The organism is Limnohabitans sp. 2KL-3 (assembly GCF_001269405.1).
In the GTDB taxonomy this organism is placed as follows: domain Bacteria; phylum Pseudomonadota; class Gammaproteobacteria; order Burkholderiales; family Burkholderiaceae_C; genus Limnohabitans_A.
This window is the reverse complement of sequence record NZ_CXON01000025.1, coordinates 1-14,033: the sequence shown is the minus strand read 5'-3', so window position 1 is coordinate 14,033 and position 14,033 is coordinate 1. Positions and strand designations below refer to the sequence as shown.

The window sequence follows — 14,033 nt, the reverse complement described above, 5'->3', positions numbered from 1 at the left end:
AAAGCCTTGCATGGGCTGCAAGGCTTTCAAGTTTGGGCGACTCAGGGCCATATCAAGCCCAGAGCGCTAGAGGCGTCTGAACGCCCTGTCCATCAACCGCGCGTGATTTTCAGCACACGGGTGCCACCGCGCTTGGCAGGGCCTTCGCCTGCTGCATGGGGCTTGAAGTTGCTGGCACCAAACTGCTTGGGGCCGCGTGCAAACTTGTCGCCTGCACCTGCCGCGCCGCGTGGGGCAGGACGGGCGGCGTTGCGGTTGTCACCACCACGGTCTTCCCAGCGGCCACCTTGACGTGGACCGTCCTGGCGAGCGTCTTGGCGTGGGGCAGGGCGGCTGTCGCCCTTGTCCCAAGGGTGCGCAGGTGCGCCGCGCTGTTCAAAGCGATCACCACCGCGGTGCTCACCGCGTGGGGCGTCAAAACGGCCACCCTCTTTGCGGGCATCGAAGCGGGGTTCGCTGCGCTGCTCAAAGCGGGGCTGCTCGTCGCGGAAATTGCCACGCGGGGCGCGGTTGTCAAAGCCACCACCGTTGTCGCGGTCACGGTTGCCACCGAAGTCGCGGCCACCGGGGGCGGGACGGCCACCACGGAAACCACCGCCAGCATTGGCGTAGTTGCGCTCGCCACCAAAACGGTCACCGCCACGGCCCATGGGCTTGCGGGCTTCGGGCATGCGCACTTTGGGCTCGAGGCCTGGAATCACTTCGGCCTTGAAGGGCTGGCGTGTGTAGGACTCGATGTCACCGATTTTGCGGCGGTCACGGATTTCGGCAAAGGTCACAGCCAGGCCATCGCGGCCTGCACGGCCTGTGCGGCCAATGCGGTGGGTGTAGTCCTCGGCCTTCATCGGCAAGCCGAAATTGAAGACGTGGGTGATGGTGGGCACGTCGATGCCGCGTGCGGCCACGTCGGTGGCGACCAGGATCTGGACTTGCCCATTGCGCAGCGCCATCAGGCGGCGGTTGCGCATGCCCTGGCTCAGGGCGCCGTGCAGGGCCACAGCCGAGAAGCCGTCTTGCTGCAGGTCAGCGGCCAAGCCGTCGCACTCGATTTGGGTGCTGGAGAAAACGATGGCTTGGTCGATCGTGGCGTCACGCAACCAGTGGTCCAGCATCTGGCGCTTGTGTTGGGCGTTGTCGGCCCAGAACAGCACCTGCTTGATGTTGTTGTGCTTTTCCTGGGGGTTGTCGATCTGGATTTTCTGGACCGAAGAACCACCGTCGTGCATCACGCGCATGGCCAGTTGCTGAATGCGCGGCGCAAACGTGGCGCTGAACATCATGGTCTGGCGACGCTGGCTGGTCATGTCGTTGATGTCGGCCAAGTCGTCCGAGAAGCCCAGGTCAAGCATGCGGTCGGCTTCGTCCACCACCAAAAACTGCACTTGGTCCAGCTTGATCTGCATGGAGCGTTGCAGGTCGAGCAAACGGCCGGGGGTGGCCACGACCAGGTTGGCGTTTTGCAGCTTGGCAATTTGCAGCTGGTAAGGAATGCCGCCAACCACGTTGGCCACGCGCAGACCGCGTGTGTGCTTGACCAGCTCGATGGCGTCTTGTGCCACCTGTTGGGCCAATTCACGTGTAGGGCAAAGGATCAGGGCGCCGGGTGTTGGGGCCTTGAAGTTGCGTGGGTTGGTGGGGTCTTTGCGCTTGGCACGCTTGGGGGCGGGCTCGCCCTTGGCGGCAGCGTCGGCGCAGGCTTGTTCAAATTCAGCGCGTTCGGCGGCTTCTTGTTCGGCCATTTGCTGGATCAGCGTGTGCAGCACGGGCAACAAGAAGGCGGCGGTTTTGCCGCTGCCGGTTTGGCTGGAGACCATCAGGTCGGTGTAGCCATTGGACTTGCCGTCCTTGGAGCCGCCCGCAGTGGGCAGTGCCAAAGGAATGGCACGCAATTGCACGGCGGTGGGTTGGGTGTAACCCAGATCGGCCACGGCTTGCACCAGCTCAGGGGCCAGGCCCAGTTCGATGAAGCCATTGGGCACGTCGGCGACGGCTTCCACTTCTTCGGCTGCTTCAGTCGCGACTTCAGCGGCTGGCTCGGGGGTGATTTCGGCTGCAGCGGCGGCCATGATTTCGAGGGCCAAGTTGCTTGCTGCAGCTTGTGCAGTCGACTCGGTGGCCATGGATGTGATTTCGGCAGGCGACAAGTCGCTCTGCACTGGGTTCAAAGTGTCAGTCATGTGTGTATAAAAAACTCGCACGGAACAACGACCGCCAACAGAAAGCTGTTGCATAAGGTCTTAGCACCGCAAGGTTGAAAAAACATCAACCATCAAACGGTGCTCGCGAGGGCGCTGGGCGTGGAGCCTGGCCGATGTGAGTGACCCTATCGTTGGGTCAAGGCATGAAGGGAGATGTAAGAAATGCCGCACCTGAAATGCAGCAAGCCCACTATTATGGCACGGATCAAGAAAAAACGCTAGGGTTTTCCCTGAAAAAAATCACAGTCGGATGAAATGCTCGCGGTAATGCGCCAATTCGTCGATGGATTCGTGCACATCGGCCAAGGCGGTGTGCTTTTGCTGCTTCTTGAAGTTGGCATACACCTCGGGCTTCCAGCGGCGTGACAGTTCTTTGAGCGTACTCACATCCAAATTCCGGTAGTGGAAAAACGCTTCCAGCTTGGGCATGAACTTGACCAGAAAACGCCGGTCCTGGCTGATGGTGTTGCCGCACAGCGGTGACGCGCTCTTGGGCAGGTATTTTTTCAAGAACGCGAGGATCTGTTCTTCGGCATCGGCTTCGCTGGTCGTGGAGGCTTTGACCTTGTCGATCAAGCCGCTTTTGCCGTGGGTGCCCTTGTTCCACTTGTCCATTTGGTTGAGCAGCTCGTCGCTTTGGTGAATCACCAGCACAGGCCCTTCGATGCGGGGCGTGAGGTGCGGGCCAGTCACGATGACGGCGATCTCCAGCAGGCGCTCTTTTTCAGGGTCCAGGCCGGTCATCTCGCAATCGATCCAGACCAGGTTTTGGTCGGACTTGGGCAGCTCTGCGGCTTCTTGGGGGGTGGTGTTCACATCAGACATGCGCAGATTGTCGCTGATGCTGGCCCGCTGCACGGGCACACAAGCCCTTGCCAAGCTCAGCCAGACAAGGCCGCTTCTACAATACAGCGATGAATGCTTCCCTGACTTTGACCCTGACTCTGGTGGTGGCCTTGCTGGCCCATGTGGCGCTCAAGTTCTGGCTGAACGCCCGCCAGGTGCGGCATGTGGCCCGCCACCGCGATGCGGTGCCGCAGGCTTATACCGACACCATGACCTTGACCGACCACCAAAAAGCGGCCGATTACACCTTGGCCAAAGCGCGTTTGTCGCAGATTGACATTGCCCTGGATGCCGCCGTGCTGCTGGGCTGGACGCTGCTGGGCGGGCTCGATGCGCTCAACCAGGTGCTGCTGGGCTGGATGGGCCCGGGCATGACGCAGCAAGTCGCGCTGGTGCTGGGCTTCACGCTGGTCGGCGGTCTGATTGGATTGCCCCTGTCGCTCATGCAAACCTTTGGCGTGGAGCAGCGCTTTGGTTTCAACAAGATCACACCGGCTTTGTGGCTGGGCGACATGGCCAAGGGCCTGGCGCTGGGTTTGGTGCTGGGCCTGCCGCTTTTGTGGGTGGTGCTGTGGCTCATGCAAGCCGGGGGGCAATGGTGGTGGCTGTGGGCCTGGGGGGTGTTGGTGGGCTGGCAGTTGTTTTTGATGGCCATTGCGCCGAATGTGATCATGCCGCTCTTCAACAAATTCACGCCCTTGGAAGACGAGTCGCTCAAGGCCCGCGTGCAGGGCCTGATGCAACGCGCAGGCTTCACCGCCAAAGGTTTTTTTGTGATGGACGGAAGCCGCCGCTCGGCGCATTCCAATGCGTTTTTCACAGGCTTTGGGGCCAGCAAGCGCGTGGTGTTTTTTGACACCTTGCTCAAGCAACTGAGCCCGGCAGAAATGGAAGCGGTGCTGGCCCATGAGCTGGGTCACTTCAAGCACAAACACATCGTCAAGATGATGGCGACCAGCTTTGCCATGACGTTGGCCGGTTTGGCCTTGCTGGGCTGGCTGGCGCAGCAGGTTTGGTTTTACACAGGTCTGGGCGTGATGCCGAATTTGTCGGGCAGCAACGATGCCCTGGCGCTGGTCTTGTTCATGCTGGTCACACCCGTGTTCACCTTGTTCTTTGCGCCCGTGTCTTCGTGGCGTTCGCGCCAGCAAGAGTTCGAGGCCGATGCCTATGCGGTGTCGCAAACCCCGGGCAAGGACTTGTCTTCGGCCTTGCTCAAGCTGTACCAAGACAATGCCTCGACCCTCACGCCCGACCCTTGGTATGTGAAGTTTTATTATTCGCACCCCCCGGCCAGCGAGCGTTTGCTGAGGATGAAAACCGCATGAGCACCCCAGAAGTCAGGGCCCTCAAACCCACCGAAGTGATCATGGCGCTGGGCCAGATTCCGGGCTGGCGTTTGTCGGGCGATGGTGAGAACGTTGCTATTGAAAAGACCTTTGAATTTGACAGCCACACACATGCTTTGCTCTTCGTCAACAGCGTGGGTTGGTTGTCTGAAAAGCTCAACCATCACCCCGAGCTGGTCTTGACTTACAAACGATGTGTGGTTCGCTGGAACACGCACGATGTGCGCGGCCTGAGCCGACTTGATTTTGAGGCGGCCACCCAGACCGACGCCTTGTTAGCGGCAAAAGCCTGAATGAACAAACCCAAAACACGCCCGGCCTTGCCCCAGGCCCTCGATCTGGAGCCGGGTTTGGTGGTCGCCACTTATGGCCGCCACTGCCTGGTCGAAACCCCCGAAGGCCGACGCCTGATTTGCCACCCCCGGGGCAAGAAAAACCAGGTGGTGGTGGGTGACCAGGTGCTGTGGCAAATCGCAGGCGACGAGGGCAGCATCGAAAAACTGCAAGAGCGCCGCAACCTGTTCTACCGGCAAGACGAAATCCGCACCAAATCTTTTGCGGCCAACCTGGACCGCGTGCTGATCCTGATCGCGGCCGACCCCGAGTATTCAGAAAGCCAACTCTCGCGCGCCTTGGTGGCCGCCGAGGCCGAGCGCATCACGCCCATCATCGCGCTCAACAAAAGCGACCTGGCCCAGCCCTTTGCCCAAGCTTGGGAGCGCCTGGCCCCTTACCGCGCCATGGGCTACAGCGTCATGCCCATCAGCCTGAGCCCGCGCAGCCCGGTGGCCGACGATGGCGTGGCCGCCTTGTGCAAGCATTTGCAAGGCCTGACCACCTTGGTGCTGGGCCCGTCGGGCAGTGGCAAAAGCACGCTGATCAACCGTTTGGTACCCGGTGCGCTGGTCGAGACGGGTGAAATTTCTCTGGCCCTCAACTCGGGCAAGCACACCACCACCAGCACGCGTTGGTACTGGGTGCCCGCGCTGGACGGGCTTGCTCAAGAGGGTGCTGAAACGGGCGCTGCACGCACCGCCTTGATCGATTCACCCGGTTTTCAGGAGTTTGGCCTGCACCACATCGAGCCCACCCGCCTGGCCGACTGCATGCCCGATTTGCGAAAGCACTTGGGCGGCTGCAAGTTCTACAACTGCACGCATTTGCACGAGCCCGGTTGCGCCGTGTTGGCGCAGGTTGAAACCGAGCAGCACCCCGGCACCATCAGCGTGCGCCGTCACCGCATTTACGCGCAGCTGTTTGAGGAATTGGGCCAGCAGCGCTGGTGAACGGTTCAGGCTCTGGGCGTTCTGCCCGAAGCCAGGCCGTACACGGGTGACTAACCGACCAAATTGGCCATGGTGAGCAAGGCCACCAGCACCAACCACATGATCACTGTGCGCCAAACCAAACCGACCACTTGGGCAAAGTGAGCAATCTCGGGCGAGCGACCGGGCGTGCTGCTGCTGTCCGAGGAGACAGCGCTGTCGTCATCGCTGGATTGAAGGGATGCGCCCCCGAGTCGGATGTTGATGGCCCCCGCCGTGGCCGCCAAAATCACACCATCGTTGTCTTCGGGAAAATTTTGCGCGTGGTTTCGCCAGCCATCCATGGCCTCTTCAAAACTGCCCACAATCGCAAAGCCCAGCGCGGTCATGCGCGACGGCAACCAATCCATGGCCACCCATGCGCGGGCGGCCACAGCACACAGAACTTCACTGGACACGGTGTTGGGGTTGGCCGACATGGGCCATTTGCGCTGCACAAATTCGGTCAAACGGTAAACCACCGCACCGACAGGCCCCAGGCCAATGATGGACAACACGGCATACCAAAAGAACACGCCGAACACATGCCGATGCGCGGCCACCATGGAGTATTCGATGACGTGTCGCACAATTTCGCTGCGCGGAATTTGCCCCACCTGCACCTGCTGCCATTCGGCCAGCAGTTCACGCGCCTTGTTTTCTTCGCTGTTTTCCAGGGCTTCCCGAATGCCCGTGAAATGGTGGCTGAATTGGCGAAAGCCCAAGGTCAGATAAAGCAAAGCCACGTTCCAGAGGACGGCCATGAACCACCCCAAGCCAAATTCCAATCCCCAGTGAACCAGCATGCTCAACAATGCAGGGCCAATGACCGCGATGCCCCATGTGATCCAGGCTTGTTGACGTGTGCCCGCGTCAAAGGTGCGGGCAACCCAGGCGGCCCATCGCCCAATGGTGGTGAAGACCAGGTTGTGGGTCTTCAAGGGTCGCGCTTGTTCGAGCACCAAGGCCAGCAAAATGGCAAAAAAACTCATGGTTTCCTCAGGGGTTCGGGTTGGCGGCCAAAAAACGGTAGAAATTGCGCAGCATGGCCGCTGTTGCGCCCCAAATGTACCGCTCGTGAGTCTGCACTTCCCCCGACGGTAAATGTTGGTGCTCAAGGTAAGGCATGGAAAACCACGTTCTTTGGCTGCCTTGCCAGTCCACGTTGTGGCGTCTGTGGTGCGCTGGGTTCATCAAAAAAGACAAAGGCACCTCAAACACATCGTCCACCTCATCCCGGTTGGGCGTCAGGTCAAAATCCGGTGTGACCAAGGCCACCACAGGCGTCACCCAAAACGCGGTCCCGGTGACATACAGAGGCAATTCACCCAAGACCTGCACATGGCGCGGGTGCAGTCCGACCTCTTCTTGGGCTTCGCGCAGCGCGGTGGCTTGCATGTCGGCATCCTCCGGGTCCACTTTGCCACCCGGAAAGGCAATTTGCCCCGAGTGTGTGGACATGTGGGCCGCACGGCGCGTCAACAAAAGGGTGGGCTCTGTGGCGTGTGCACCCCGCATCACAATCGGCACAAGCACCGCCGCTTTGGCCGGTGTTCGGTCAGAAAAGGACGGTTCGCGCTCCACTTCAGGCTGCCAAGCCAGGTTTTGCTGAAACCGGGCCCTCAAGGCATCGGGGTGCAACAGCTCAGGCGATACCGCAGGCATGTCGTGGTCCACTCGCCAAAAAGGGACGGTGCGGGGGTCAAAGTTCAAAGGTTTAGGCACAGGGGTGATTTATAACCGACCTTGCAGCTTGCAAGACCTTGATGGCCCATCTCAACACCGATGTGAGGCATGTCACCCAACATGGCCTTGGGTTCATCGAGACAGAGGTCAGGCTTTAGAATGTAACAGCCGCATTCTTTAGCGGCTTTATTTTTCATATTCAAATAGGTCAATCCATGAAACGCGATTATTTTTCCCACGACGCCCGTCCTGAACGCCGCTTTGGCGAACACCGCAGCGGTACTTGCATGGCCCTGATTGACGGGCGCTTTTTGATTTGGATGGCGCAGCAAGGTGCCATGGGTGCTACAGGCGAGACGGTCAACCGCCAGGGGCTGCTCGGTTTGTTGTCGCAGGCGCTTTCGCAGTCGGCCTTGGACGTTGATTTGAAACGCATTTATTGGTACAGCGACCGCTCGGATGGGCTGGTGATTGATGATCAGATCGTTCGGCTGGTGCAAGCCCACGACGCCGACGGCGGCGCTTCTTTGCTTCGCTCTTTGGGCCATGACCTCAAGCAACTGGCCGAGCACCATGCCTGCGACCATGTGCTGGTGGCCAGCGACGATGAACGGTTTTTGGCCACCATTGATGAAGCCCAGCTCAGCGGCGTGAGCGTGCATTTGCTGGCCGACGAGTCGGCCCGCAACATGCCGCAAATGGTGCGCACCGATCCAGGTTGGGCCAGGCTCTTGGCCCAGGCCGACCGCCGCGTGGTGGTCAACTCACAGGCCCTGGCCGAGATGCTGCAAGGCAAGATGCCCACCGGCATGGGACTGGCCGTTGAAGACGTGGAAGAACTGCGCAAATCCATGCACGAAGTCATCACCGCATGGTGGGCCGACGAACCCGAGGACTTGCGCGAAGACTTGAAAGAAGCCTTGATGATCAGCCGAGGCATTCCGCAAGAGGTGGACCGTCAATTGCTGCTGCGCATGCGTCACCGTTTGGCACGGGCCTTGAGCCTGCCTGAAAAGAAAATGTTGCGCGAAACCTTGCGTGCCGTGGTGTCTGAGCCGGCTGCTCCCGCCCTGGTGGGCGACGGTTTGCCCCCCGACATCGAGGATTGAGACCGTCACGCGCCCCGTTGAGCCAGTGCTTGCAGGAAGGTTTTTCTTGTTATCAATTTGTTGCAATTAATAGTCATTAAAGTAACAAAAATAACTTTGAGGCTGCTAAATTCTGACCATGCGATCAAACATCTTCCAACTGGAGCAGCAAGTCATGACAACAGCAGCACACTTCACGCCGCAAGCCATTGGCTCAACAGCGGGCGCTTTGCCACAAGACCATTTCACGTTGGCGATGCACCAAGAGGCAGAAAACGCGCTGGCCATGGCGCTCCATTATTTGCGGGCCAGCGGTGGCAATGTGCCCAGCGCAACCCGCAAAGCCGTTCAGGCCTTGGGCGCTTTGAACCGGCTTGAAATGCTGTCGCTCGGCTCAGGTGCACAAATGACGGGTCGCGCCTGAAGGCTTGCCACGTTTAAGCCAAGCTTGGTTGGGGCTGTAGATTTTTTTGTAGCAGCGATGCCCTCGTCGCGATGACGCCCCACAACCCACCACCTGTCGCCACGACGGTGAGGATCTCATACCGATCAATTCAGCCCAGCGCCCATCATGGGTTGTCTGGGGCAGACCGAAACCGTCCTTTGTGATTGAGTTCTGAACTGCTGTAAAAGTCAGGCGTCAAGGTGTATTCGACAAGCACTCGGCCAGCGCCCTCGCCGCCCGTTCGCTCAGCACCACATCCACACGCATTTGTGACCGGGTGAGGCCGACAAAGAGTTTGTGTTGGTCGCGCTCGGTCAGGGTTTCAAAGTCGACTTCGCACAGCACCACGGCGGGGGCGCTTTGGCCTTTGAAGCGGTACAGGCTTTCAACCAGCAGCGGGCCATCGCGCCACAGCGGGTTGCCTGCGTTGTCGTATTGGCCCGTAAAGCGCCGTGTGGCGTGCCCGCCCAAGCGGTCTTGGCGCAGGGCTTCAGATTGCTGGACACCCCGGTAACTGATGACGGCCACTTGTTCTGGTGTGTAGCCGCTTTGCCACAGCTGCTTCAGGCATTGGTTCAGTTGGCCTTGTGCGCTGCTCAGGCCAGACTCCCATACATGGAAGTGCGGCAGCTCTCCGGTGTGGGCGCTGCGGGCCAGCACGGGCTCGGGGGTGAGTTGCAGGCGGTTGATCATCTGCACCACGCGTTGGGGGCTTCTGAAGTTGTCCATGCAGCGCACTTGCACGGCACTGCCGAGCGCAAAGGCTTCGCGCTCGTACAGCTGTTGCTGGCTGTCGCCCATCACATACAGCTGGCCTTCGGGCAGCAGGGCTTGCGACAGGGCGTCGACCCAGGCCAGGTCCAGGTCTTGTGATTCGTCCAGGATCAGCAGGCCCAGGCGGGCGGGCAGGGTGGCGGCGTCTTGCAGGTATTGCTGCGTCATGCGGGCAAACACTTGGGGGTCTGCAAAGTCCAGGGTGTGGCCTTGGCGTTCGGCGTGGTCGCGGCACAGTTGGTGGAAGGTGGTGACTTCGCAGCTGGCCGGGGCCAGGCGGGCCAGGTGGTCCGCCAGTGGGCGGTTAAAGCACACATAGCGGGCTTTGTGGCCTTGGGCCACGGCTTGGCGCAGCAGGGCCAGGGCCAGCTGTGTTTTGCCTGAGCCTGCGGTGGCTTCGATTTGGTAGAGCTGGTCGGCGTGTGTGATGCGCGGTACCCAGCTGGCCAGGCCGTTGGCCAGTTGGGTGGTGGCGTGTTGCAATTGCCCAATGTGTGTGGCCACGTCGGGCGTTACGTCAAAGCGGTTGGCCAGAAAGTCCAGCACGCGTTGACGTTGGTCGGCGGGCAGTGTGTGGGGCGTAAAGCTTTGGCGGATGGTGTGGCAGAGCTGGTCGATCTGAGTGGCATCGACAATGCGCTCAGGCGGGTAGCCGACGATGGGGCCTTGCATGCGAAAGTCGGGCAGCACCAGCAGTGCACCCACATGGACTTGTGGCAGATCGCCGTTGTCCATGCGCTGCAGAAAACTTGAATGCATGCGCCGCATTTGGTGGCCGATGTCTTTGGGGCCTTGGCGTGTGTAGTGTTTGGTCAGACCGTTTTCGCTGTCGTTCACGTCGCCAGCTTTGACTTCGACAATGAGCAGTTGCCCGCCGGGCGAGACGATGACGAAGTCGTATTCGCCAAAGCTTTGCTGATGGCCTTGCATGCCCGACCAGGACAGGTTGTGGAACACGTCAAACGCATCAGGCAAACCGTATTGCAGTGTGCGCAAAATGTCGCGTTCTCGGTAGCCACCCAGGTGGGCAGGGGCGTGCAGTGGGAAGCTGGGGTGAATTCGGGCCATGGGCAATTTTGGCACGCCCATTTTGGATAGCTCACGCCTTGAGCCTGTGGGTGTTCAAGATTCGATCGTTCAAAGGAGTTAAGCCATGAAGATCGAAGTCGTTGTGGGAAATATCGTTAAACAGCCCGATGTGGAGGCGGTGGTCAACAGTGCCAATGCCAATTTGCGTTTGGGCTCGGGCGTGGCGGGGGCCATTCACACCGCCGCAGGCCCCAAGCTGGAAGAGCATTGCAAGCCTTTTGCACCGCTGGCCTATGGCGCTTTTTTGGTCACGCCGGGATTTAATTTGCCCAACCTTTGGGTGATCCATGTCCGTGCGGCTTCGTACACCCACCACGACGATGCGCCAGCCATTCTGGAGCAGGCCTTGCAAGCGGCCATTCAAGGCGCTCACCAAAACGACATACGCACCATGGCCCTGCCTGCGATAGGCACAGGGGTGTTTGCGTTTCCGCCCATCCTGGCGGCTCAGATCATGGCCAAGGTGCTCTCGTGTGCCGAGGATGCTGCGCCGCACTTGCAGCGCTTGCGCCTGTGTGTGGCCAGCGAGTTTTTGCGCGACCTTTACACGGGTGCACTGCGGGCTGCAGGGCTTGTTGTGTCGCAGCCCGCTTCATTGACTTCTTCGCAGGGCGAGTCAGCGGCTGTATCAGCGCCCGTATAGCGCGGCCATGCGGGCGATTTCGGTTTGCACCTGGTGACGCAAGACCATGGGTTTCATCACTTCGACCTCTGCGCCAAAGCGCAAGATGTCGCCCATCAACTCGCGCTCGTCGGCGTAGGGCAGGCGCAGGGTGTAGCTGCCGTCAGGGTGCAGCAGACCTTGCTGTTGCGGGTGCCAGCTTTCGTGTTGCACCCAGCCTGCACGGGCAGCGCTGAAGCGCAGTTCGGCCCAATCTTTGGGGCTACCGCCAAAGATGCCGTAGCCCCCGTCGAGCTGGTGTCGCATGGCTTGGAGGTCAATGTTTTTAGCGTCCTTGTCCAGCACGGTGGCATGTTGGATGGCGTCGATCGAGAAGCTGCGCACTTCTTTGCGCAGGTGGCACCAGGCGTCTGCATACCAGTTGTCGCGGTAGTGGATGAGTTGCTGCGGTGAGATGTCGCGCTCGAGGGTCTGGCCGCTCATGCGGTTGTGGTGCTGGATGCGCACTTGTTTGCGCTCGAAGGTGGCTTTGGCCACATGCTCAAAAGCCAAAAGCGGCAGGTGTCGCTTGCCAGCGTGTACGGCCCGTACCCGTTGCGTCAACAGCAGTGGGTCGAGTCCTTGGTGGGTGAGCATGTCGTCCAGCCGTTTGCGAAGGGGCTGAAGTTTGGGGCCCAGCAGCCCGGGTTCAAGCTGCTCGATCATGCTCTGGATGGTCATGAGGGCGAGGATCTCGTCCTGGCTGAACCAAAAGCCCGGCAGCTCGGTGGCGTTGTCGGCTTTTTCAAGTCGGTAGCCACCCAGGTCGCGGTCAAACACGATGGGCGAGTTGAGCCGGTCACGCAGTTTGGCCAGGTCGCGTTTGAAGGTGGCCGGTGAAATTTCCAGCGCGTTCAAGATGTCTTCTCGCGACATGGCCCGGCGACTGCTGAGCAAGGTTTTGTAGCGGTACAGGCGGTCGATTTCAGACATGGCGGCGTGAGGTTCTATTTTTGAGCAGTCTAATGCGCTGGCTTGGTGCGCCGTGTGTCACTTTTCACCATATAGAGGCCAATCCGTTTTCGGCATTTAGGAGCCACCCCGTTTTCGGCATATAGGAGCCAGTGCGTTTTCGGCACTTACAGGCCAGCTGAATTTCGGCATATAGGAGCCAGCCGCCTGCGCTCAACAGACATCTCGAACCCTGCCCATCGCTACCTTCTGAACCTTTTGTTCAGGAGCGATGGATGGGCCGCAGAAAGATCGAGATGCATGAATTCCGAAACGTCCTCATTCGCCTGCGCGCAGGCGACCGTGACCGCGAGATCGCACGCCTGGGCCTCATGGGCCGCGTCAAAGTTGCCCAGTTTCGCGCTCTGGCGCTCAGCTTGGGCTGGCTTGAACCCTCCGCGCCATTGCCCGATGTGCCCACCTTCGCCCAAAGCCTGGCCCCAAAACCCAAGCGCGCCGCCAGCACCGTCTCCAAAGCCCAGCCCTGGCGCGAGGCGGTCACCCGCTGGATGGCCGCTGGCGTTGAGGGCAAAGCCATCCACGCCGCCCTCGTGCGCGAGCACCAGTTCCAAGGCAGTTACTCGTCCGTCTATCGCCTCATGCAGGACATCGCACAGGAGTTGCCCCGCACCGATCTGACTGTGCGCCTGTCCTTCAAGCCCGGCGAGGCCGCACAGGTCGACTTTGGCGCTGGCCCTTTCTTGATGCACCCCGATGGCCAAATGCGCCGCACTTGGGCCTTCGTCATGACGCTGTGCCACTCCCGCCACCAGTACTTGGAGTTCGTCTGGGATCAGACCGTGTCCACTTGGCTGGGCTGCCACCGCCGCGCCTTTGAGTGGTTCAACGGGGTGCCCGAGCGCGTCATCATCGACAACGCCAAGTGCGCCATCATCAAAGCCTGTCGCTTTGACCCCCAGGTCCAGCGCTCGTATGCCGAGTGCGCCGAAGGCTATGACTTCAAGATTGACCCGTGCCCGCCTCATGACCCGCAGAAGAAGGGCATCGTCGAGTCGGGCGTCAAGTACGTCAAAGGCAACTTCCTGGCCACCCGTGAGTTCCGCGACCTGGCCGAGCTGAACGCCCAGGCCAAGAGCTGGGTGCAGCACGAGGCGGGACAGCGTACCCACGGCACCACACGCCAGCAGCCCCTGGCGCTGTTTGCGCTGGAGCAGCCGTTTTTGAAACCCCTGCCTGCGCAAGTACCGGACTTGGGGGTTTGGCACCCCGTCACCCCGCACCGGGACTGCCACGTCAAGTTCGAGCATGTGATGTATTCGGCCCCGTTTGCCCTGGTGGGCAAGGCGCTGTGGCTGCGCGCCAACGACGGTTGTGTAGCCCTGTATGAGGGCCATGTGCTGGTGGCCACCCACCCGCGCGGACAGCGCAAGGGCCAGCGCGTGACCACCCCCGACCACTTGCCACCCCAGGCGCAGTGGTTCTTTGGCCGTGACCGCCAGTGGCTGGACGAGCAAGCCAGCGAGGTCGGACCCCACTGCCAGCAGGTCATCGACTGGTTGCTCAGCGACAAGATTGTGGAGCGCTTGCGCGCCGCACAAGGCGTTATCGGCTTKACCAAKAGGTCTTGGAGGCGGCCTGCCACCGCGCCATGGCCCACGGCAGTCCTTATTACCGCACCGTC

Annotated in this window: 13 protein-coding genes; 7 read left to right on the top strand and 6 right to left on the bottom strand. The window is 60.5% G+C overall.

The annotated features are described in order from the left end of the window. Positions 1-92: 92 nt before the first annotated feature. Positions 93-2,177, bottom strand: a complete 2,085-nt coding sequence (locus AMM41_RS19530) for a DEAD/DEAH box helicase (protein ID WP_089963326.1) — start codon at positions 2,175-2,177, stop codon at positions 93-95. A 261-nt stretch (positions 2,178-2,438) separates the two neighbouring features. Next, entirely contained in the window at positions 2,439-3,023 is a 585-nt protein-coding gene (gene orn, locus AMM41_RS19525; protein WP_089963393.1) for an oligoribonuclease, read from the bottom strand. A gap of 89 nt (positions 3,024-3,112) precedes the next feature. Here orn and AMM41_RS19520 point away from each other — a divergent pair, with 89 nt between their 5' ends. From AMM41_RS19520 to rsgA, 3 genes are read left to right on the top strand one after another with little or no spacing between them, the layout of a single operon-like run. Further along, a complete protein-coding gene (locus AMM41_RS19520; protein WP_089963324.1) occupies positions 3,113-4,372 on the top strand; it encodes a M48 family metallopeptidase in 1,260 nt (419 codons plus the stop codon). Further along, positions 4,369-4,686, top strand: a complete 318-nt coding sequence (locus AMM41_RS19515) for a 4a-hydroxytetrahydrobiopterin dehydratase (RefSeq protein WP_089963322.1) — start codon at positions 4,369-4,371, stop codon at positions 4,684-4,686. Before AMM41_RS19520 ends, AMM41_RS19515 begins: the two co-directional genes overlap by 4 nt. After that, a complete protein-coding gene (gene rsgA, locus AMM41_RS19510; protein WP_089963320.1) occupies positions 4,687-5,679 on the top strand; it encodes a ribosome small subunit-dependent GTPase A in 993 nt (330 codons plus the stop codon). It abuts the gene before it with no gap. Between the two features lie 50 nt (positions 5,680-5,729). On the opposite strand, the gene AMM41_RS19505 is transcribed toward rsgA, so the two are convergent. Next, entirely contained in the window at positions 5,730-6,689 is a 960-nt protein-coding gene (locus AMM41_RS19505) for a CobD/CbiB family protein (protein ID WP_089963318.1), read from the bottom strand. Positions 6,690-6,696: 7 nt separating this feature from the next. Further along, positions 6,697-7,422: a CoA pyrophosphatase gene (locus AMM41_RS19500; protein ID WP_228769370.1), complete on the bottom strand. Its 726-nt coding sequence runs from the start codon at positions 7,420-7,422 to the stop codon at positions 6,697-6,699. A gap of 176 nt (positions 7,423-7,598) precedes the next feature. On the opposite strand from AMM41_RS19500, the gene AMM41_RS19495 reads away from it, so the two are divergent. Further along, the gene (locus AMM41_RS19495; RefSeq protein ID WP_089963316.1) at positions 7,599-8,492 is read left to right on the top strand and encodes an NYN domain-containing protein; all 894 of its coding nucleotides are present in this window, start codon (positions 7,599-7,601) and stop codon (positions 8,490-8,492) included. 118 nt (positions 8,493-8,610) lie between these two features. Next, positions 8,611-8,895 (top strand): hypothetical protein, encoded by a 285-nt coding sequence (locus tag AMM41_RS19490; RefSeq protein ID WP_089963314.1) that lies wholly within the window; start codon positions 8,611-8,613, stop codon positions 8,893-8,895. Between the two features lie 216 nt (positions 8,896-9,111). On the opposite strand, the gene AMM41_RS19485 is transcribed toward AMM41_RS19490, so the two are convergent. Next, positions 9,112-10,758: a nuclease-related domain-containing DEAD/DEAH box helicase gene (locus AMM41_RS19485; RefSeq protein ID WP_158273286.1), complete on the bottom strand. Its 1,647-nt coding sequence runs from the start codon at positions 10,756-10,758 to the stop codon at positions 9,112-9,114. Between the two features lie 85 nt (positions 10,759-10,843). On the opposite strand from AMM41_RS19485, the gene AMM41_RS19480 reads away from it, so the two are divergent. Then, positions 10,844-11,422 carry a macro domain-containing protein gene (locus tag AMM41_RS19480; RefSeq protein WP_089963310.1) on the top strand — a complete coding sequence of 193 codons (579 nt, stop codon included), beginning with the start codon at positions 10,844-10,846 and terminating at the stop codon, positions 11,420-11,422. Here AMM41_RS19480 and AMM41_RS19475 read toward each other — a convergent pair. Next, the gene (locus tag AMM41_RS19475; protein WP_089963308.1) at positions 11,408-12,373 is read right to left on the bottom strand and encodes a helix-turn-helix transcriptional regulator; all 966 of its coding nucleotides are present in this window, start codon (positions 12,371-12,373) and stop codon (positions 11,408-11,410) included. The genes AMM41_RS19480 and AMM41_RS19475 overlap by 15 nt on opposite strands. Positions 12,374-12,648: 275 nt before the next feature. Here AMM41_RS19475 and istA point away from each other — a divergent pair. Next, the coding region (gene istA, locus AMM41_RS19470) for an IS21 family transposase (protein ID WP_194944888.1) at positions 12,649-14,033 on the top strand (1,385 nt) is incomplete at its 3' end.

Bases quoted from the DNA above. Each gene is read 5' to 3' on its own strand.
- AMM41_RS19530 (WP_089963326.1), bottom strand. From the start codon at position 2,177: ATGACTGACACTTTGAACCCAGTGCAGAGCGACTTGTCGCCTGCCGAA.
- orn (WP_089963393.1), bottom strand. From the start codon at position 3,023: ATGTCTGATGTGAACACCACCCCCCAAGAAGCCGCAGAGCTGCCCAAG.
- AMM41_RS19520 (WP_089963324.1), top strand. From the start codon at position 3,113: ATGAATGCTTCCCTGACTTTGACCCTGACTCTGGTGGTGGCCTTGCTG.
- AMM41_RS19515 (WP_089963322.1), top strand. From the start codon at position 4,369: ATGAGCACCCCAGAAGTCAGGGCCCTCAAACCCACCGAAGTGATCATG.
- rsgA (WP_089963320.1), top strand. From the start codon at position 4,687: ATGAACAAACCCAAAACACGCCCGGCCTTGCCCCAGGCCCTCGATCTG.
- AMM41_RS19505 (WP_089963318.1), bottom strand. From the start codon at position 6,689: ATGAGTTTTTTTGCCATTTTGCTGGCCTTGGTGCTCGAACAAGCGCGA.
- AMM41_RS19495 (WP_089963316.1), top strand. From the start codon at position 7,599: ATGAAACGCGATTATTTTTCCCACGACGCCCGTCCTGAACGCCGCTTT.
- AMM41_RS19490 (WP_089963314.1), top strand. From the start codon at position 8,611: ATGCGATCAAACATCTTCCAACTGGAGCAGCAAGTCATGACAACAGCA.
- AMM41_RS19485 (WP_158273286.1), bottom strand. From the start codon at position 10,758: ATGGCCCGAATTCACCCCAGCTTCCCACTGCACGCCCCTGCCCACCTG.
- AMM41_RS19480 (WP_089963310.1), top strand. From the start codon at position 10,844: ATGAAGATCGAAGTCGTTGTGGGAAATATCGTTAAACAGCCCGATGTG.
- AMM41_RS19475 (WP_089963308.1), bottom strand. From the start codon at position 12,373: ATGTCTGAAATCGACCGCCTGTACCGCTACAAAACCTTGCTCAGCAGT.